Origin of the sequence: Streptomyces sp. x-80 (genome assembly GCF_046549095.1) — a bacterium.
In the GTDB taxonomy this organism is placed as follows: Bacteria; Actinomycetota; Actinomycetes; order Streptomycetales; family Streptomycetaceae; genus Streptomyces; species Streptomyces celluloflavus.
The window spans coordinates 154,714-174,593 of the sequence record NZ_JAJPWM010000007.1; the positions used below are offsets into that span (position 1 = coordinate 154,714).

The window sequence follows — 19,880 nt, forward strand, 5'->3', positions numbered from 1 at the left end:
GGTTCAGAAGCCGGTCGGTTTCAGGAGCCGGTCGGTTTCAGGAGCCGGTCGGTTTCAGGAGTCCCTCGATTCAGGAGCCCGTCGATCGATGGGCGGCGGCATGCCTACGGGGACGTGGTTCGTGGTTTCGCTCATGTGATGCGGGTGCGGGCAGCGAGGAGGGTGGCGAGGAGGCACGGCGCGAGGAGCAGCCCGAAGGCGGCTGCGTAGCCGGCGGAGTCGGCGGAGCCTGCGCCCAGGCAGGCGTTGAGCAGAGCGGAGGAGAGGCCCAGAACCGTTGTCTGGCCCAGGTTCTGGGCCGTCTGCATCGCGCCGCTCGCATAGCCCTGGCGGTCGGCCGGGCTGTGGGAGAGCGACAGTACGGTGAGGGAAGGGGCGAACATGCCCATGCCGACGGCCGCGACAACCAAGGCCGACGCCGCCACGAACGCGGGCATCGCGGGAAGCGTCCCGGCCACGGCGAGGGCGACCGCCGTCGCCAGCACCAGTGCACCGGCCACGACCAGGTGGTGGCGGGGGCGGCTTTCCAGCAGACGGCTCTGCGCCCAGGAGGCGGCGGCCCAGGCCACGGCGGCACCTGTGAAGGCCAGGCCGATCAGTACCGGAGGCGCGCCCCGGTCGGTGACGAGCAGCAGGGGCACGAATGCCTCCAGCGTGAAGAACACTCCTGAACCCAGGCCGCGCAGCAGCACCGTGGCCGGCAGCCCGCGCCCGGCACACCAGGTGCCCGGCGGCAGCAGCCGTGGTGCAAACACCACCAGCAGAGCGAGCCCACCCGCCACGAACAGCAGGTGGTGCGTGTCCCAGCCCGAGACGCCGTACTGCCCCAACGCCGCACCCGCGCTCACCGCGGTCGCGACCATCAGCGCGGGGCTCCGCGGCCGGTCCGCCGACGGTGCGGGCGCGGGTGCGGGCGGCCAGGAACGGCCGCGCAGCAGGGCCACCACCACGAGCGCCGGCACCAGGGTGAGAACGGCCAGACCGAAGAACACCGCGCGCCAGGACCACCATCCGGCCACCAGCCCCGCCAGCGGAGGGCCGACCAGTGACGGGACGATCCAGCAGGCACTCATCAGCGCCAGAGCACGTGCCCGCAGCCGGTCGGGGTATGCCTGGCCGATGGCGGCGTTGATCGACACCGCGCCCATTCCGCCCGCCAGCCCGTCCAGGAAGCGCCCGGCCGCCAGTTGCCAGATCGAGGTGCTGGCGGCCGAGACCAGCAGGGTGGCGACCGCCAGCGCCATGCCCGCCGCCAGCGGTCGGTGCGCCCCGGAACGGTCCGCCCAATGGCCTCCCAGTACCCCGCCCAGCAGACTCGCGGCCACGAAGCACCCCGCCACCAGCGGGAAGAGCGCCACCCCGTCCAGGTCCCGGGCGGCCGTCGGCAAGGTGGGAACCACGGCCAGCGCGGCGAGCCCGGTCAGGAACATCACCGCGGCGAAACTGGAGGATGCGGCCGCGTACGTCCCGGAGAACAACGTCTCGGCGGGTCCGGACGACCCCGACGCACGCTCAGCCGTCACTGTCCGCCCGTCGGAGACCACCACGGCCGGCTCCGTGGATATCGCGGGCGAACTGCTGGATGAACGCACCGGATCATCGGTCACGAGCGCAGAAGCTATGCGGAGCACGCGGCCTTGTGCCACTCGTTTTCGGGCCGCCCCACGACCTGCATGCGGCCCGGCCCATGCCACCTGAACAGCCCACGGCGCCACGGGCGTTGGACTCTTTCAGGCCGACTCCCGATGCCGGGACGACGCGGCGACGGGGCGACGAGGCACCGGGGCCACGTGAGGAACGAGAGGACGGACGGGCAGACAGACGGGACGCACGCCTCCCGCACACGGCCATGCACACAGTCGGCAGTCGGCAGTCGGCAGCCACACCCACAGCCATCTCACGCAACCCACCGGTTGCACCTATCCACCCCAACGTGCAACCATCGAGTAGCACGAACATATGCATCACGACGGCAGAACGGCGGGAGGTTCATCCCATGAGCACCAACGACAACACCACCACCGGCGACAGCACAGCTCCGGAGAGTGGCCAGGGCAGGAACCGCATCGAGCGCGAGATCAGCATCGCGGCGCCCGTGGAGCGGGTATGGGCGGTGCTCACGGAGCCGGAGCACGTCGGCTCGTGGTTCGGGCAGGGCGAGCCGACCCCGGTCGACCTGCGTCCGGGCGGCATCATGCATCTCGATCACGGCGCGGGGCGCCAGTTCCCGACGACGATCGTGACGGTCGAGCCGCCGCACCGCTTCTCCTACCGCTGGGCGAGCGGGTTCCCCGGTGAGGTGGCGGTCGAGGGCAACTCCACCCTCGTGGAGTTCACCCTCACCCCGGAGGGCGAGGGGACCCGGCTGCGCGTGGTGGAGACCGGGTTCGCCGACCTCGACATTCCGGCGGAGACGGCCGCGGGAGCCTCGTACGAGAGCCACTCCGAGGGCTGGTCCGCCCAGGTCGACAACATCCGGCGGTACGCGGAGCAACTCGCGGCATGACGTCGGACCCGAAGCGGAACCAGGGCCAGGACCAGGACCGAAACGAGGGCCAGGACCGAAATCAGGGCCGGATCCGAGACGAAGGCCGGGACGAAGGCCGGGACACGGTGGCGGAGGTGCTGTCCGCGCTGGCGGATCCGACCCGCCGCCGGATACTCGACGCCCTCGCCGCACACGGTGAGGCAACCGCCACGGTCCTGTCCACGGAGCTGCCGGTCAGCCGCCAGGCGATCGTCAAACACCTGGGGGTTCTCGACCAGGCCGGACTCGTCGCCGGCCATCGGGCGGGCCGCGAGGCGCGATACCGGGTCATACCGGCGCGGCTCGGGGTCACCGCCCGGTGGATGGACCGGCTCGCCGCCGACTGGGACACGCGCCTCTCGGCCATCAAACAGCTCGCCGAAGATCCGGCAGTCGACGCTCCACCGGCCGAAAGCCGAGCACCCGAACAACCGAAGGCCCCACAGCCGGAGAACTCGCCGCCGTAACACCACCGGCCGACGGCCGCCAGGAGGCGAGGCGAAGAACCCACCGGGGGTCAGTGCGGAGACCCCCGGAAGGCCCGCCGAAGCCCCGCCGAAGGGCCCAGCGGAACGACGGACGGAAGGCCGGACGGAAGGCCGGACGGAAGGCCGGACGAAGGGCCCGGCGGGCTGATGGCGATCTCCGGAACCGGACCGAATCGGGCTGCCCCTGAGGCGTACCCTGGACTCCCCTACGGAGGAGCGCACGCGTGACCCGGTGGAACACCAGCCACATCCCCGACCAGACGGGCCGTTCGGCGGTCGTCACGGGCGCCAACAGCGGCATCGGCTATGTCACCGCGCGCGAACTGGCGCGCCGTGGCGCCCGCGTGCTGCTGGCCTGCCGCAACGAGGCGCGCGGTGTCGCCGCCCTGGAGCGGCTGCGGACCGAGGTTCCCACCGCCGAGGTCGAGTTCCGGCGCCTCGATCTGGCCGATCTGTCCTCCGTACGGGACTTCGCCGCCGCCCTCGACGACTTCGACGGCAGCCGGCTCGACCTGCTGATCAACAACGCAGGCGTGATGGCGCTGCCGTACCGCACGACCGCCGACGGTTTCGAGATGCAGTTCGGCACCAACCATCTCGGCCATTTCGCGCTGACAGGACTGTTGCTCCCCAAGCTCCTCGCCACCCCCGGGGCCCGCGTCGTCAGCGTTTCCAGCACACTCCACGCCCTCGCCGACGTCGATCTCGGCGACCTCAACAGTGAGCACTCGTACCGCCGCTGGATCGCGTACGGCCGGTCGAAGAGCGCCAATCTGCTGTTCGTCCACGAGCTGTCCCGGCGACTGGCGGCGGCCGGCTCCCAGGTCGTCGCGGCCGCCGCGCACCCCGGTTACGCCACCACCAACTTGCAGACCGCCGGTGTGCGGATGGAGGGCCGCCGGTCCGCCGAACGCGTCATCGGGCTGGGCAACCGCGTCATCGGCCAGTCCCCGGAAGGCGGCGCGCTGGGCACCCTCTGTGCGGCGACCGCCCCGCATATGAGGCCGGACTCGTTCATCGGCCCGCGCAACGGACTGCGTGGCGCCCCGGCCCAGTCCTTCCGCGCGCCGTGGACGAAGAAGGACACGACCTCGGAACGGCTGTGGGTCGCCTCGGAACAACTCACCGATGTCCACTACGACTTCATCCGGCCCGCCACGATCTGACAGCACACGATCTGACAGCACTCGATCTGACAGCGCACGTTTTGTCAGCGCCACGCTCTGACAGCCTCACGATCCCAGGGCCACGATCCGACAGGACCTGGTCCGATCCGTGCCGGGCGCCCACCGCCCCCACACGACGGACTACAGCCCCGACGCGTCGAACACCGCCCGCGCGCCGTCGCGGTCGATCCGGTCCGCCAGCGCCTGGAGCGGGGCCGCGCCGCAGCGGAGCAGGCCGCGGGCGCGGGACCGGCGTACGCCCTGGTCGAGGTGGTGCCAGAGCAACGGGTTCGCGGTGAAGACCTTGGGGTCCAGTTCGACGCGGCCGCCCAGGGCGTCGCGGAGTATCAGGCGGGGCGCCATTCCGTCACTGCGGCGGACGAGCACGAGCAGATCGGTACGGACCCGGCGGGTGCGCAGCAGGCCGCGGGAGGCCAGCCAGTGTTCGCCGGCCGTCACCCGTGGCGGGTAGAGGATCGCGAAGAGCACCAGCGCGACGGCCGTCCAGCAGGCGATGCGGCCCGGTTCGAGGGTCCGGTTGGCGAGGTCGACCAGCAGCATGAGGGCGAAGAGCCCGGCTGTGCACCGGACCGCGGCCCGGAGTTCGGGTGCCCAGGTCCGGTCATGAACCGCACCACCGGGCACCGGTGGTGGAATCGCCGACCAGGTGTCCACTCCCGCATGCCCGGCCCCTCCCGTCGAATCCGTCGCGCCCGTCGCTCCGGTCGTGCTCATCGCACTCGGCACACTCGTCGCGCCGTGCGTACTCGTCCCGCCCGGCACACTCAGCACACCCGGCGTACCCGTCATCCCCGTCTCACCCGCAGCGTTCACGGCGCTCGCAGCACCCGCCGCACCCGCACCACGTATGTCCCCCGCCCGTCTCTCCCCGTTCCCGTGCCGCTCGCCGGCCCCGTCACCCTCGCCTCCCCCGCCATCCGCCGTGAACTCGGGGCCCAGGTCTCGTCGTCGTCCCATGGAGACGAAGCTAGGGCGGTGTCCCCGGGGCGGCCGGGGCGTTGATACGGCACTGATACAGCGTGCAGGAACCTTGACGCGCCCCTGATGCACTCCTGACGCGCCGTCGCGCACGCCGGAGGACACGGTCGTCCCCGTCAAGAACCCGTGAAGAACCCCTGGTTACCCGCCAAAGCCCCGCCAAGGTCACGGCCGGGCCGTCCTGTACCCCGCACGCTGGGCGCACCCCGTCACCGGGCCCGGCCGTCCGCCGTCGTGGGCGCCGGGAGCCCCGGGGCGGGCCTTTCCACGTACGGTGCCGCACGGAGGTACGACGAAAGATGTCGATGGTGTCCCAGCCCGCAAGCCGGCCCGAGGAACCCCCCAATACCGCCACCGGAGCCCGGCCCGGACGGCCCTCCTCCCCCCACCACGACACCGCCGACAGCAGCGGTGACGGCACCGGCGACGACAGCGCCCCGGAGGCCGACGCCCGGCATCGCCTCACCGCCGTCCAGGGCCTCGCCGCCCTCTCGCTCGATGCCATGGCCTCGGTCGCGTACGGACCCGAGTCGATCGTCCTGGTCCTGGCCGCCGCGGGCGCCCACGGCCTGGGCTTCACCCTCCCCGTGACACTCGCCATCGCCGCGCTGCTCGCGGTCCTGGTCGCCTCGTACCGTCAGGTGATCGCCGCGTTCCCCGACGGCGGCGGCTCGTACGCGGTGGCCAAGACCCATCTCGGCCGACGCACCGCGCTGGTCGCCGCGGCCTCCCTCGTCCTCGACTACGTCCTCAACGTCGCGGTCTCCGTCACGGCCGGGGTGGCCGCCCTGACCTCCGCCTTCCCCGCCCTCTACGGCGACCGCCTCTGGATCTGCCTGGCGGTGCTCGTCCTGGTCACCGCCATCAACCTGCGCGGCATCGTCGACTCGGCGAAGGCGTTCCTGCTGCCCACCGCCGTCTTCGTCGGCTCGATCCTGACGATGATCGTCGTCGGCCTCTGCCGGGACGCGCCCGTCTCCACTCTCACCGCCGACGGCCACGCCTCCGTCGTCTCCCACAACGCCACCGCCGTCGGCGCCCTGCTGCTCCTCAAGGCGTTCGCGTCCGGCTGTTCGGCACTGACCGGTGTCGAGGCGGTGGCCAACGCGGTGCCGTCCTTCCGAACCCCGGCCGTCAAGCGCGCCCAGCGCACCGAGATCGCGCTCGGCGCGCTGCTCGGTGTGATGCTGATCGGCCTGTCGGTCCTCATCGGCCGCTTCCACCTCCAGCCGGTCGAGGGCGTCACCGTCCTCGCCCAGCTCGCGGACGCCACGCTCGGCCACAACTGGGCCTTCTACGTCGTCCAGTTCGCGACGATGGTGCTGCTGGCGCTGGCCGCCAACACCTCGTTCGGCGGGCTGCCGGTCCTGATGGGGCTGCTCGCCCGGGACAACTACCTGCCGCACGTCTTCGGGCTGAAGGCGGAGCGCCAGGTCCACCGGCACGGCGTACTGGCCCTGGCCGCCGTCGCCGCCGCGCTGCTGGTCTTCTCCGGCGGTGACGTCAACACCCTCGTCCCGCTCTTCGCGATCGGCGTCTTCGTCGGCTTCACCATCTGCCAGGTGGGCATGGTGCGGCACTGGCTCGGCGCGCGCTCCCCCGGCTGGCGCGGCAAAATCGCGCTGAACGGTTTCGGCGCCCTGCTCACCGGTGTCTCGGCCGTCGTGGTCACCGCCACCAAGTTCACCGAGGGCGCCTGGCTGATCGTCATCGCGCTGCCGGTCCTGGTCCTCGCCTTCGAGGCCGTGCACCGCGCGTACGGCCGGATAGGCGAGAGCCTGGGCCTGGGCCGCATCCCCGAAGCGCCGCGCCGCGCCCGCTCCCTCGTCATCGTGCCCGTCTCCCACCTCTCCCGCCTGACCTGCGAAGCTCTCAACGCGGCGGTCTCACTGGGCGACGAGGTGGTGGCCGTCACCGTCACCTACGACGCACCCGAGGACCGCCAGGCCGCCGAGGCGCTGCGCCGCGACTGGGAACTGTGGAACCCCGGCGTCGAACTGCTCGAACTCCCCTCCACCACCCGCTCGGTGGGCCGTCCCGTGGCCGCCTATGTGAGCTATCTGAAGGGCCGCCGCCCCGCCACCCGCGTCACCGTCCTGATCCCGGAGGCCGAACCGGCCCACCTGTGGCAGCGGCTGCTCCAGAACCCGCGCGGCGCGGTCGTCGCCCATGCGGTCCGCCGCAACACCGACGCCGTCATCTGCCGGCTCCGCTTCCGGCTCGATTCGGCCGGTGGCTCCGGTGGCTCCGGTGGCGGCAGTAGCACCAGTAGCAGAGGTACGGGCTCCGGACGCCTCAGCAGCCCGGTGAGCGGCGGCCGGGGCGCCCTCGCCGAGAGTCCCGCAAAGCCTGAGAGCCCTGGCAATCCAGGAAGCCCCGAAGCCTTCGGCCGCTGCGGGCGATAGCCCGGCGGTGGCCCCGGCCCCCTGACACGCGTGCCGTACGCCCGAGACCCGGGCGTACGGCATGCGGCAACCGGTATTCGGCAAGGGAGCCTGGGGCGGGCCGGCCCGTACGGTTGTCCGGGGCCGGCCGCCGGGCCACGGTCTCCGCTTCCCGCACCGTTCCCCGACCGCTTCCATCCTCGTACCCATGTGCACTCGCGTACCCGGTCCGGTGGCTCAGGAGGGGACGGCGCCGTCCTCCGTCACATCCAGTTCGCACCACACCGTCTTACCGACGGCGAGCACGCTGACGCCCCAACGGGCCGAGAGCGTACGCACCAGCAGCAGGCCGCGCCCGTGCGTGTCGTCCGGTGCGGGCGCGCCCTCGCAAGGCAGGCGTTCACCGCGCGCGTCGGTCACGGCGATCCGCAGCGCGGACTCCGTAAGGGTGAGCCGAACCCGAAAGAACCGGCCGCGTACGGCGCCGTGCCGGATGGCGTTCGTGGCCAGCTCGGACACCAACAAGCATGTCGTGTCGGCTAGTTGACCCTTTCCCCACTCTCCGACGAGGCGGGCGGCACGGTGGCGCGCAAGCGAGACGCTCTTGGGGCGCGAGGTGTAGTCGAGCACGTCCTCGTGGAGGACCCTTTCCGTCTTTTCCGCCGGTTCCTGTGGGGCGATCATCGTCGGCCACCTCCGGATTTGGGCAGCGCGCATCAGCATGCCAACTGGAGTCGCTGCGCGATCAGTTCCCTACGGACGGTAGTGGCGGATCGGTGATCGTTGCAATTCCTCTTGGAGGCATTCCTCCGTACGAGCTTGCATGCCTCGTCCGCCCACCACCACACTGATCGCGTGACAGCAAGCCAATCGATGCAGGGAAACAGCACTTCAACTGTCCTGGGGCGCCGACTGGGCCGGGAGCTCACACAGCTCCGGACCGCAGCAGGCATGACGCAGACTCAGGCCGCCAAGAGGCTCACCGCGTCCACAACCAAGGTCGCAAAGATGGAGGGTGGTTGGGTTCCCGTACGCGATCCGGATATCCGGGCCTTGTGCGACCTGTACAACGTGGACGACCCTGCGGTCGTCGGCGGTCTGCTGGAGCTGGCACGGATCGACCGCGAGCGCCGCAAGGCCAAGGGGTGGTGGAACGACGCACCGTTCTCCCCTCCGATGAAGGAGTACGCCATCCTGGAGAGCGCCGCCAGAGCCATCAAGACCTGGCAGGTCGCTTTCATCCCAGGGTTGCTGCAAACCTCCGGCTACGTTCGCGCGCTAAACCCGGACGACCACTTCGTGACTGCGAGGTTGGCCCGCCAACGGCGCCTGGTCGATGACCCGCCGCTCCGCCTGAACGCCATCGTCTACGAAGCCGTGCTCAGGAACCTCGTCGGTGGGACAGACGTGATGCGTGAACAGCTTGAGCATCTGGCCGCTGAGGCCCAGCGGCCGAACCTCAGCATCCGGGTGCTGCCCTTCAGCGCAGGAGCCCAGCTGGGCATGGGCTGCGGCTTCAGCCTGATCTCGTTCGCGGACCCCGGGGCGATGGACGTGGTCTACGTCGAGATCCCCCGTACGCCGCTGTGGATCGAAGGCGGAGAGGAGGCTTCCCACCACGGTGAACTGTTCGAGAAAATCGCACAGCAAGCGCTCAGCGAGAGCGATTCGCGAGCATTCATCAGCAACCTGGGCAAGGAACTGTGAGCATGTCCGACTTCACCTACCGCAAGTCCAGCTACAGCGACCACGAGAACGAGTGCGTCGAAGTAGCCACCGACATCCCCGGAACCGTAGCCGTCCGCGACTCCAAAAATCTCGACGGTCCCGCGCTCATCCTCACCCCGGCTGCCTGGACCGCCTTCCACCGCGCCGTCACAGATGGCCAGTTCGCACGGGGCCGCCCGCGTCACTAGTGTCTCGTGATCCCGTTTGCATCTGGACAAGTCGGACCTTCATCAGGATCTCTTCAGCAGCTGCGGTCCAGGTGAACGGTCCGGCCTCTTGTCCTTGCGGTGCGGCTTGAGATTCTCCTCGCGTCAGACCCGCGCAACGTAGCGCCAGGACACGGCGACGCCCTCGGCCCGCTTCAGATACTTCGCCAACTCGCCTGTGGACCAACGCGAAAGACCAGCGACGATCGGCGGCGTCATGCGCGTCGGCGCGATCACTGACCCCGAATCCGCGCCGGAACCCGCTCCCTGCCTCGTTGCTGCCGGCGGTGGATCTCTCCGTGGAACGGTTGGCAGAATTCCGGGAGTTGGCGTACACCGGGGTGTTCCTGTGGTTGTGGCCTCGCGGACCCGGATTGTCCTGTGGTCGGGCGATAGGAGTCGCCGCAAGGGTTTTGTCGGGCTGCTCGGAGTGTCTCTGCCGACCGTGAACCGCTGGAAGACCCGATATGCCCAGCGCGGGCCGCCCGGACAGGAAGGTGACCGTTCCGGCGGTGCCCAGGAGCAAGTACCCGCGCAGGTAGGGGCGCGGGTGATTTGCGCTGACGCTGATGACACCGCCGGCTTCCACCACCCTCGTCCCAGGGTTGACAAGCGAGTTGGCGGAGTATCCGCCGCTCCACCTCCGCCGGCGCCGACGTCCTGATCACGCGGGTCCGCAATGACACCGGCACCTGGAACTCCGGCGTCAACCCGTTCACTTGGACGGCCACCGCCGAAGAGATCCTGGCCAAGGTCCGCCTCGTCCGGACCGACATCAAGAGACTCGTTGCAAATAACTCGAAGTGATGCAAAAAGGATCACGAGACACCAGGCGTGGCCCCTGAGGTGGAACATCCGACGCGCCGACCCGGTTCGTAAAGGTGCAATGCGTTCTTCACGCTCGTGCGGCACAGTGGTCGCCGCACCGCGTGGCGATCGTCGATCACCACTCAGCTACGAGCACAGGGGGCGTCCGGCCATGACGGGTACCGACCACGGCATCGGCAGGCGGCGGCTGCTCGCCGTCTCCGGTGGCATCGCGCTCACCGGGGTGCTGGCGGCCTGCGGATCGAACACCGGCCGGGGCGGCGGCGGTTCGGGGCCAGCGATCAGTCAGTGGTACCACCAGTACGGCGAGGCCGGCGCCGAGCAGGCCGTAAAGCGGTACGCCGCCGCCTACCGGAAGGCGGCGGTCACCGTGCAGTGGCGGCCCGGCGACTACGACCGGCAGACCGCCGCCGCGCTGCTGACCGATTCCGGGCCGGACGTCTTCGAGGTCAACGGGCCGCTCCTGGACCAGATCCGGGGCGGCCAGGTCGTCGATCTCACCGCCGAGGTCGAGCCCGTCAAGGACGACTTCAACCAGGCCGTGCTCGCCCCGAAGATCTGGCAGGACAAGATCTGGGGCATCCCGCAGGCCATCGACACGCAGCTGCTCTACTACCGCAAGAGCCTCCTCAAGGATGCCGGTGTCGAACCGCCGCAGTCACTCGACGAGTTGGTGGACGCGGCGCGGAAGCTGACCACGAAGAAGGTCAAGGGGCTGTTCCTGGGGAACGACGGCGGGGTCGGCGTCCTCGGCGGCACCCCTCTCTTCGCCGCCGGGCTGAGCCTGATCGGCGACGACGGCAAGGCCGGGTTCGACGATCCGGCCGCCGCCCGCGCGCTCGGCAAGATCCACCGGCTGTACGCCGACCGGTCGCTGCTGCTGGGCGCCCCCACCGACTGGTCGGACCCGTCCGCCTTCATCCAGGGGCTGACCGCGATGCAGTGGTCCGGGCTGTGGGCGCTGCCGCAGGTCAAGAAGGCGCTCGGCGACGACTTCGGCGTACTGCCGTTCCCGAAGGACGGGGCGGGCGGCAGGCCCTCGGTCCCGGTGGGCGCGTACGGGGTGGCGGTCAGCGCGCGCGGTAAGCGCACGGCGGAGGCGAAGGCGTACGCGAAGTGGCTGTGGGTGGACCGCACCGATTACCAGCAGGACTTCGCGCTCTCGTACGGCTTCCACATCCCGGCCCGGATCTCGCTCGCCAAGAAGGCCGAACAGCTCCGGACGGGCCCGGCCGCGGACGCGGTCCGGTTCGCGACCGAGCACGGCTACGCCGAGCCGCTGCTGTGGACCACCGCGGACCGTACGGCCTATCAGGACGCGCTGAGCCGCATCATCAAGGACGGCGCGCATCCGGAGAGCGAGCTGAAGACCGTGATCCGCCAGGTCAACGCCGAGCTCCAGCGGGTCAAGAAGAAGTGAGCGTGGATAAGTGAGCGTGAGTAAGTGAGCGTGGAGAGATGAGCGTACGGACGACCGAAGGGGCCGGGGCCGGGGCCGTGGCATCCCCCCGGCCGGCCGCTACGGCCCCCGGGCCCTCGTTCGGCGCCCGGCTGCTCGGGCCGCAGCGCCGCAACCTCTGGTTCTGGGTCTTCGTCGGCCCGTTCGCGATCGGGCTGGGGCTGTTCACGTACGTACCGCTGGCCTGGAGCGTCTATCTCAGCTTCTTCGACGCGCACAACACCGTCACCCCGACCGATTTCGTCGGGCTGGACAACTACGCGTCGATGCTGAGCGATGACGCGTTCCTCGGCAGTCTGGGCACGTTCCTGCTGTTCACCGTCTTCATCGTGCCGGCGACCTTCGCGCTCTCGCTCGGCCTGGCGCTGATGGTCAACCGGCTGCGGTTCGCCCAGGCGTTCTTCCGGTCGGTGTTCTTCCTGCCGACCGCCTGCTCCTATGTCGTCGCCTCGCTGATCTGGAAGCTGTCGATCTTCAACGGGGTGCGGTTCGGGCTCGCGAACACCGTGCTGGGCTGGTTCGGCGGGGATCAGACCGCCTGGCTGTCGACGACGCATCCGCCCTGGTACTGGCTGGTGATCGTGACCGTCCGGCTGTGGCTGCAAGCGGGCTTCTACATGATCCTCTTCCTGGCCGGACTCCAGCGGATCTCCCCGCAGCTGTACGAGGCCGCGGCGGTGGACGGCGCCCGGCCCGGCTGGCAGGTCTTCCGGCACCTCACCTTCCCCCAGCTGCGGGCCACCTCCGTCGCGGTGGTGCTGCTCCTGGTCATCAACGCGTTTCAGGCGTTCGACGAGTTCTACAACCTGCTGAGCGACGCCCGCGGCTATCCGCCGTACGCCAGACCGCCGTTGGTCTACCTCTACTACACCGCGCTCGGCCGGGAGCAGAACCTCGGGCTCGGCAGTGCGGGCGCGGTGATCCTGGCGCTGATCATCGCCGTGGCGACCGTCGCCCAGGCCCGCTGGTTCGGCCTCGGCCGCAAGGAGGACTGACCGCCCATGCATGACGCTCACGACGCGCTGGCCAGGGCCGGCCGCGCGCTGCGGATCGTCCTTCTGATCGCCCTCGCGCTGCTCTTCCTGATCCCCTTCTACCTCCTGGTCCGCAACGGGCTGGCCACCGAGCAGGACATCACCGCGCCCGACTGGACGTTCTTCCCGCACGACCTCCAGTGGTCGAATCTGACCGAGGTCTTCCGCGATCCGAACCTCCCCATGGGCCGGGCGCTGCTCAACTCCACGCTGATCGCCGTCGCCACGACCGTCGGCACGGTCCTGCTCGCCTCGCTCGCCGGATACGGTCTGGCCCGGATCCCCTACCGCCACTCCGGCATCGTCTTCTACGCGGTCCTGGGCACCCTGATGGTCCCGGCGGCGGTCACCTTCGTACCGAGCTTCGTCCTGGTCTCGTCCCTCGGCTGGATCTCCACGCTGCGCGGTCTGGTCATTCCGACCCTGTTCAGCGCCTTCGCCTGCTTCATCTTCCGGCAGTACTTCCTCGGCTTCCCCAAGGAGCTGGAGGACGCGGCCCGGGTGGACGGGCTCGGCTACTGGCGGACGTACTGGCGCATCGTCGTCCCCAACGCCCGGCCGGTCTTCGCCGCGGTCGGCACGATCGTCTTCATCGGCGCCTGGAACGCGTTCCTGTGGCCGCTGGTCATCGGCCAGGACCAGGAGTCCTGGACGGTCCAGGTCGCACTGTCCACGTTCACCACCGCGCAGAGCCTCAATCTGCACGAACTGTTCGTCGCGGCGGCCGTCTCGATCGCCCCGCTGGTGCTGGTCTTCCTGCTGCTCCAGCGCTACATCGTCGCGGGGGTGGAGCGCACCGGCATCGATGACTGACGGCGTAGGGCGATTCTCCGGTTTCTTCTCCGGTTTCTTCTCCGCTCCCTTCCCGCACCCTTCCCGCTCTCTCCTCTCTCTTCTCGCTTCTCTCCCCGGAGGTCCAGTTGACAGTCATCGCCGGTCCCGCCGACTCCGTACTCCGCCCGTACCGCATCCCCGCCGACGGCCTGTACGAGGGCCCGCGCGTCCTGCGCCGGACCCCCGACGACTGGCAGGACCGGCCGTACGAACTGTTCGAGGTCGTACCGCAGGCCGCCACCCTCGGGGCCGAAATCCGCGGTCTCGACCTGTCCCGTCCGGTGTCGGCGGCCCTGCGGGCAGAGCTGAACCGGGCGCTGCTGGAGTGGAAGGTGCTGTTCTTCCGCGGCCAGCATCTGACGTCCGGCGCGCAGCGCGAATTCGCGCGCAATTGGGGTGAGCTGGAGACCAATCCGTTGCTGGCGGCCGGCGATGCGGACGATATCGTACGTTTCGACAAGTCGGCGGGCGGGGTGCCCACGTTCGAGAATGTCTGGCATACGGATGTGACGTTCCGCGAACGCCCGGCACTGGGCGCGGTGTTGCAGCTGCGCGAGGTCCCGCCGTCCGGCGGGGACACGATGTGGGCCGATATGGCGGTGGCATACGACAATCTGGCACCGGATATCAAGGAGCGCATCGACGGGGCGCGCGCCGTGCACGACTATCTGCCGGGCTTCGCGCGCTTCTACTCGTCCGCCCAACTGGCGCCATTTCAGGGGGAGTTCCCGCCGGTGGAACATCCGGTGGTGCGGCGCCATCCGGAGACCGGGCGGCGGATGCTGTTCGTCAATGCCTCGTTCACGACCCGGATCGTGGGGATGGCGGAGGCCGAGAGTGACCGGCTGTTGCGGCTGTTGTTCCAGCAGGCACAGGTGCCGGAGTTCCAGGTGCGGTTCCGGTGGCAGGCCGGGGACATCGCGTTCTGGGACAACCGCGCCACCCAGCACTACGCGGTGAACGACTACGCACCGCACCGCCGGATCGCCGAACGGGTCGCCATCGCGGGCGACCGCCCGTACTGATCGCCGCACCGGTCACTGTGCCGGACCTCGTACGGACCGTTGTCGGCCGGCCACCGCACCGTTCGCCGGCCACTGCGCCGATCACCGACCGCGCGTACTGCCCGACGCCCGTCCGTACCGGGCGCCCCGCCTGTCGCCCGTACCGAGGGCGCCCCGTCTGTCGTCCGTACCGAGGGCGCCCCGTCCGTCCGGCTGTCCGCCCGCGGGGCGCGCCCGTCACCCCAGCCGCTCGTACGCCGCCGCTTCCGCCTCCGCCGGGCGGGCACCGCGCAGCAGGGCCCTGCCCAGCGGGGTGAGCGTGTGCAGCACGGCGTTGCCCTGGCGGAGGGTGAGCAGCAGACCGGCGTCGCGCAGTACGGTCGCGTGCTGGCTGGCGGAGGCCAGGGAGACATCGACGCGGCGGGCGAGTTCGCTGGTGGTGCAGCCGACGCCGATGCCCTGGAGGATCGCGGAGCGGGTCTGGCCGACGAGCCGGCCCAGCGAGCGCTCCGGCGGGGCAGGCGGCACGGCCCTGAGCGCCTGATGCTCGACGGGGTAGACCAGGACGGGCGTCAGGTCCGGGTCACGGTAGGTGACCGGCGTCCGGCGGCAGAAGTACGAGGGCAGGAGCAGCAGCCCCCGGCCGCGGAGATGGAGGTCACGGTCCACCGGGTAGTCGGCCTCCAGGACCGGTGGCCGCCAGCGCATCATCGGCGGGAGCGAGGCGAGCAGCCGGTCCGCGCCGCCGTCCAGGAGGGCCCGGCCGCGGGCGGCCCGGTCGGCCTCGATCCGGCCCTGGACGCGCGGCCAGTAGGGGGCGACGGCCGCCTCGTAGTAGTGCCGGAGGGTGCCCGCGAGCCGGCCGAGCGGGCGGGTGTCGCCGTCGCCCATGGCCCGTAGCCAGGACGGGAGCGGGCGGGCGAGCGAGAGCCGGGCGAGGTCGTCGTGGAGCCGGGCGGCGGGCGTCTCGCGCAGGGCGGACAACGCGTCGTCCAACCCGAGGTGACCTTCAGGTGGCGTCAAGAAATCGGGAAAATACCCGCGCGTGGGAACGAGAGGTGCCAGCAGTCGCGTTTCGCCATTCAACTTACCGCGTGTTTCCGAACGCCATTTTCCGAACGCCGTATCGTCACGTCGGTCGCGTAGTCGATGAAAGCTTAGGACCGTCTCCCAGAGCACATCGGGGCGCGTGGCGATACGCACACGGGCCAGATCGAGTCCACTGAAATGGACGCGTAACACCGAACCCCCACCCATGTTTTCCTCGGTCGACCCCCGGCATGCCTGAGTATGCACGGCAACACGGGTGGTCACCACGCCCTTTTGGCCAGACTTGAAAAGGGTCGCGCCACCGGGTGGGCGGCAGGAATGCTGTACTCAATTCGACGGCGATGCGAACGGAACGGATTGCTCGATCCCGTGGGGGGTGATGAGCAAATAACCGACCGCTCAGCATTTCCGTGGAAGGCCGCCTTCCCTCGCCGACGGGGGTGGCGGCAGCTCCCGAGGGGGGAGTTCGGAGAAAAGCGAGGGCGGCACCTCCGCACGGGTGCCGCCCTCGCCCGCGTTCACCTGCGGGGCAGCCCGCCCGGCGGGCGCAGGGCCGTTCGGCCCACACGATCACCCGACAGGGGTTCCACACCCCCGGCCGATCCCGGCACGACGGCGACGCCCCGCCCCGCCGCACCCTGCCCCGATCCGGGCCCGCGCACCGGCCGAGCACGCTCCGTCACCGATCGACAGCGGTCACCGCCCACCCATCCGGCGATATGCCCCATACGAGGCTTTTGCTTTCTTTTAAGGTGGTAGAGAATGGTATGCACAGCGCTGGAGCCCTGCGAATGAGGGCACGCTGCCTTCGATGAAGGTGGGTGTGATGACCGACTCCGACGACGACTTCTACTCCCGTGACCGACCGGCTGACGCCCGGCTCCCCGAGGACCGGCCTCGCGGCGGCGGCACCGACAACCCCGAAGGCGGTTTCCGCTTCCTCTGGGTCACCGTCCTCGTCATCTTCATCCTCATCGCCATCTTCGCGGTGTTCATGCTTCCCTGACCTGGGCGGCGGACGCGGACGGCGGGCGCCGACCCGGGCGGCGGACGACGCCGATGGCGATGGCCCCTGCCAGGGCCGTGGCGGATGATACGGGCGATACGGGTGAATTCGGTGTGCCCGGAGATAGACCCGACCGATCGAGCGATCCCGACCGCCCGCGGCCCGTCCGCAGACGGACAGCAGGACCGAGGGCGGCACCTCCGCACAGGTGCCGCCCTCGTGGGGTGCCGTAGCCGGCGGTACGGCTGAGGGTGCCGGGCCGTCGGCTCCGGTGGTCTTCGGGGGTGGCGCGGGCACCGAGCGCGCCCGCGGTCCCCGCAGTGGGTCAGCGGCTGTCGCTCCCCTTGGACTCGGCGGCGGCGCGGCCCGCCTCCAGCCGCGCGACCGGGATGCGGAACGGCGAGCAGGAGACGTAGTCCAGGCCCACCTCGTGGAAGAAGTGCACCGACTCCGGGTCGCCGCCGTGCTCACCGCAGACGCCGAGCTTGAGGTCGGGGCGGGTGGCCCGGCCCGCCGCGGCGGCGCTGCGTACCAGTGAGCCCACGCCGTCCTTGTCGATGGTCTCGAAGGGGCTGACGCCGAAGATGCCCTTCTCCAGGTACGCGGTGAAGAAGCTGGCCTCCACATCATCCCGGGAGAAGCCCCACACCGTCTGGGTGAGGTCGTTGGTGCCGAAGGAGAAGAAGTCGGCGGACTCGGCGATCTGGCCGGCCGTCAGGGCGGCCCGGGGCAGTTCGATCATCGTGCCGAGGGTGAGCTTGAGGCTGACGCCGCGGGCCCGCTCGACCTCGGCGATGACCCGCTCGGCCTCGTCCCGGACGATCTCCAGTTCCTGGACGGTGCCCACCAGCGGAATCATGATCTCCGCGCGCGGGTCACCCTTGGCGTTCTTGCGCTCGGCGGCGGCCTCGGCGATGGCCCGTACCTGCATCGCGAACAGGCCGGGGATGACCAGGCCGAGACGGACGCCGCGCAGTCCGAGCATCGGGTTCTGCTCGTGCAGCTTGTGCACGGCCTGGAGCAGCCGGAGATCGTTCTCGTTGGGGTCCTTACGGGACTCCGCGAGCGCGACCCGTACCGACAACTCGGTGATGTCGGGCAGGAATTCGTGCAGCGGCGGGTCCAGCAGCCGTACCGTCACCGGCAGTCCGTCCATCGCCTCGAACAGCTCGATGAAGTCCGCCTTCTGACGCGGCAGCAGATCGCCGAGGGCGGCGTCCCGGTCGGCGTCGGTGTGGGCCAGGATGAGCCGCTCGACCATCTCGCGGCGCTCGCCGAGGAACATGTGCTCGGTGCGGCACAGACCGATGCCCTGGGCGCCGAACCGGCGGGCACGCGCGGCGTCCTCGGCGTTGTCGGCGTTGGCCCGGACCCGCAGCCGGCGCACCCGGTCCGCGTACGCCATGATGCGGTGGACGGCCTTGACCAGCTCGTCCGCGTCGTCGGCGCCGGCGTGCATCCGGCCCTCGAAGTACTCGACGACGGGGGACGGCACGACCGGCACCTCACCGGCGTAGACCTTGCCGGAGGAGCCGTCGACGGAGACGATGTCGCCCTCCTCGATGACGGTCCCGTCCGAGGTGGTCAGCCGGCGCCGCTTGGTGTCGACCTCCAGTTCCTCGGCGCCGCAGACGCAGGTCTTGCCCATGCCGCGGGCGACGACGGCGGCGTGCGAGGTCTTGCCGCCGCGGGAGGTGAGGATGCCCTCGGCGGCGATCATGCCGTTCAGGTCGTCGGGGTTGGTCTCCCGGCGGATGAGGATGATCTTCTCGCCGGACCGGGACCATTTGACGGCGGTGTACGAGTCGAAGACGGCCTTGCCGACCGCCGCGCCCGGGGAGGCGGCGATGCCGCGCCCGATCATCTCGGCCTTCGCGTCCAGGTCGAAGCGGGGGAACATCAGCTGCGCCAGCTGTGCGCCGTTGACCCGTTGCAGGGCCTCCGCCTCGTCGATCAGGCCCTGGTCGACGAGCTGGGTGGCGATCCGGAAGGCAGCGCCCGCGGTGCGCTTGCCGATCCGGGTCTGGAGCATCCAGAGCTTGCCGCGCTCGATGGTGAACTCGATGTCGCACAGGTCCCGGTAGTGCGTTTCGAGCGTCTCCATGATCCGCATCAGCTCGTCGTACGCCGGTTTGTCGATGCCTTCGAGGTCGGCGAGGGGCACGGTGTTGCGGATGCCGGCGACGACGTCCTCGCCCTGCGCGTTCTGCAAGTAGTCGCCGTAGACGCCCTGCTGGCCGCTGGCCGGGTCGCGGGTGAAGGCGACGCCGGTGCCGCCGCCCAGGGACGTCGCGGTGGGGCCGAGGTTGCCGAAGACCATCGAGCAGATGTTGACCGCGGTGCCGAGGTCGCCGGGGATGCGCTCCTGGCGGCGGTAGAGCTTGGCGCGGTCGGTGTGCCACGAGTCGAAGACCGCGCGCACGGCGAGGTCCATCTGCACGCGCGGGTCCTGCGGGAAGTCCCGGCCGGTCTCCTTGGCGACGATGTCCTTGAACGCGCCGACCAGCGCCCGCAGATCGGCCGCGTCCAGTTCGACGTCGACGCTGACACCCTTGGCCCGCTTGGCCTCCTCCAGCGCCTCCTCGAAGAGCTCGCCGTCCACGTCCAGCACGGTCTTGCCGAACATCTGGATGAGGCGGCGGTAGGAGTCCCAGGCGAACCGCTCGTCGCCGGCCTGCGCCGCGAGGCCCGCGACCGACGCGTCGGAGAGGCCGATGTTCAAGACGGTGTCCATCATGCCGGGCATCGAGAACTTCGCGCCCGAGCGGACCGATACGAGCAGCGGGTCGTCGGCCTGGCCGAGCTTCTTGCCCATCTTCTTCTCAAGGGCGTCGAGGTGCTCCGAGACCTCGGCACGCAGTGCCGCGGGTTCCGCTCCGGTGTCGAGGTAGACCTTGCAGGCTTCAGTGGTGATCGTGAAGCCGGGCGGGACGGGAAGCCCCAGGTTGGTCATCTCGGCGAGGTTGGCGCCTTTGCCGCCGAGGAGGTCCTTGAGGTCCTTGTTGCCCTCGGTGAAGTCGTAGACGAACTTCGTGGGCGCAGGCTGGGTGACGTGGGGATCTTGGGTTTCCGGCACGGGACCGACTCCTCGTTGGGGGTACCCCCGGACGGCGTTGGGGGAGGCTGCCCTGACGGCGAGGAACATACCCAGATCGAAGGCGTCTGGG

16 protein-coding genes are annotated in these 19,880 nt (G+C 70.1%); 11 read left to right on the forward strand and 5 right to left on the reverse strand.

The genetic code is table 11. From position 1 onward, the window contains the following. Positions 1-131: 131 nt before the first annotated feature. The gene (locus tag ACLJWH_RS15975; RefSeq protein WP_411142596.1) at positions 132-1,523 is read right to left on the reverse strand and encodes an MFS transporter; all 1,392 of its coding nucleotides are present in this window, start codon (positions 1,521-1,523) and stop codon (positions 132-134) included. Between the two features lie 473 nt (positions 1,524-1,996). Here ACLJWH_RS15975 and ACLJWH_RS15980 point away from each other — a divergent pair, with 473 nt between their 5' ends. The 3 genes from ACLJWH_RS15980 to ACLJWH_RS15990 all read left to right on the forward strand — a co-directional run bounded on the left by ACLJWH_RS15980 (position 1,997) and on the right by ACLJWH_RS15990 (position 4,181). Next, the gene (locus ACLJWH_RS15980; RefSeq protein ID WP_411142372.1) at positions 1,997-2,506 is read left to right on the forward strand and encodes an SRPBCC family protein; all 510 of its coding nucleotides are present in this window, start codon (positions 1,997-1,999) and stop codon (positions 2,504-2,506) included. A 107-nt stretch (positions 2,507-2,613) separates the two neighbouring features. Continuing rightward, positions 2,614-2,994 (forward strand): ArsR/SmtB family transcription factor, encoded by a 381-nt coding sequence (locus ACLJWH_RS15985; protein WP_411142597.1) that lies wholly within the window; start codon positions 2,614-2,616, stop codon positions 2,992-2,994. Positions 2,995-3,239: 245 nt separating this feature from the next. Continuing rightward, the gene (locus ACLJWH_RS15990) at positions 3,240-4,181 is read left to right on the forward strand and encodes an oxidoreductase (RefSeq protein WP_411142373.1); all 942 of its coding nucleotides are present in this window, start codon (positions 3,240-3,242) and stop codon (positions 4,179-4,181) included. A 141-nt stretch (positions 4,182-4,322) separates the two neighbouring features. On the opposite strand, the gene ACLJWH_RS15995 is transcribed toward ACLJWH_RS15990, so the two are convergent. Further along, a complete protein-coding gene (locus ACLJWH_RS15995; protein WP_411142374.1) occupies positions 4,323-4,916 on the reverse strand; it encodes a hypothetical protein in 594 nt (197 codons plus the stop codon). Positions 4,917-5,479: 563 nt separating this feature from the next. Between ACLJWH_RS15995 and ACLJWH_RS16000 the strand changes: the two genes are divergently transcribed. Continuing rightward, positions 5,480-7,585 carry an APC family permease gene (locus tag ACLJWH_RS16000; RefSeq protein WP_411142375.1) on the forward strand — a complete coding sequence of 702 codons (2,106 nt, stop codon included), beginning with the start codon at positions 5,480-5,482 and terminating at the stop codon, positions 7,583-7,585. A gap of 216 nt (positions 7,586-7,801) precedes the next feature. Here ACLJWH_RS16000 and ACLJWH_RS16005 read toward each other — a convergent pair whose 3' ends face one another. After that, positions 7,802-8,248, reverse strand: a complete 447-nt coding sequence (locus tag ACLJWH_RS16005) for an ATP-binding protein (RefSeq protein WP_411142376.1) — start codon at positions 8,246-8,248, stop codon at positions 7,802-7,804. 189 nt (positions 8,249-8,437) lie between these two features. Between ACLJWH_RS16005 and ACLJWH_RS16010 the strand changes: the two genes are divergently transcribed. From ACLJWH_RS16010 to ACLJWH_RS16035, 6 genes are all read left to right on the forward strand, one after another. Beyond that, entirely contained in the window at positions 8,438-9,271 is an 834-nt protein-coding gene (locus ACLJWH_RS16010) for a helix-turn-helix domain-containing protein (protein WP_411142598.1), read from the forward strand. 2 nt (positions 9,272-9,273) lie between these two features. After that, positions 9,274-9,480 (forward strand): DUF397 domain-containing protein, encoded by a 207-nt coding sequence (locus tag ACLJWH_RS16015; protein ID WP_411142377.1) that lies wholly within the window; start codon positions 9,274-9,276, stop codon positions 9,478-9,480. Between the two features lie 997 nt (positions 9,481-10,477). Then, positions 10,478-11,746, forward strand: a complete 1,269-nt coding sequence (locus tag ACLJWH_RS16020; protein WP_411142378.1) for an ABC transporter substrate-binding protein — start codon at positions 10,478-10,480, stop codon at positions 11,744-11,746. 38 nt (positions 11,747-11,784) lie between these two features. Beyond that, on the forward strand, positions 11,785-12,780 hold the full coding sequence (locus tag ACLJWH_RS16025; protein WP_411142379.1) for a carbohydrate ABC transporter permease: 996 nt from the start codon (positions 11,785-11,787) through the stop codon (positions 12,778-12,780). 6 nt (positions 12,781-12,786) lie between these two features. Further along, on the forward strand, positions 12,787-13,632 hold the full coding sequence (locus tag ACLJWH_RS16030) for a carbohydrate ABC transporter permease (protein ID WP_411142380.1): 846 nt from the start codon (positions 12,787-12,789) through the stop codon (positions 13,630-13,632). A 107-nt stretch (positions 13,633-13,739) separates the two neighbouring features. Further along, a complete protein-coding gene (locus tag ACLJWH_RS16035) occupies positions 13,740-14,678 on the forward strand; it encodes a TauD/TfdA dioxygenase family protein (RefSeq protein WP_411142381.1) in 939 nt (312 codons plus the stop codon). A 216-nt stretch (positions 14,679-14,894) separates the two neighbouring features. Here ACLJWH_RS16035 and ACLJWH_RS16040 read toward each other — a convergent pair whose 3' ends face one another. Continuing rightward, the gene (locus ACLJWH_RS16040; protein ID WP_411142382.1) at positions 14,895-15,743 is read right to left on the reverse strand and encodes an ArsR/SmtB family transcription factor; all 849 of its coding nucleotides are present in this window, start codon (positions 15,741-15,743) and stop codon (positions 14,895-14,897) included. 790 nt (positions 15,744-16,533) lie between these two features. Here ACLJWH_RS16040 and ACLJWH_RS16045 point away from each other — a divergent pair. Then, positions 16,534-16,713, forward strand: a complete 180-nt coding sequence (locus tag ACLJWH_RS16045; RefSeq protein ID WP_131125500.1) for a hypothetical protein — start codon at positions 16,534-16,536, stop codon at positions 16,711-16,713. Between the two features lie 325 nt (positions 16,714-17,038). Here the strand turns inward: ACLJWH_RS16045 and ppdK are convergent, their stop codons facing one another. Continuing rightward, positions 17,039-19,789: a pyruvate, phosphate dikinase gene (ppdK, locus tag ACLJWH_RS16050; RefSeq protein ID WP_411142383.1), complete on the reverse strand. Its 2,751-nt coding sequence runs from the start codon at positions 19,787-19,789 to the stop codon at positions 17,039-17,041. Positions 19,790-19,880 lie beyond the last annotated feature (91 nt).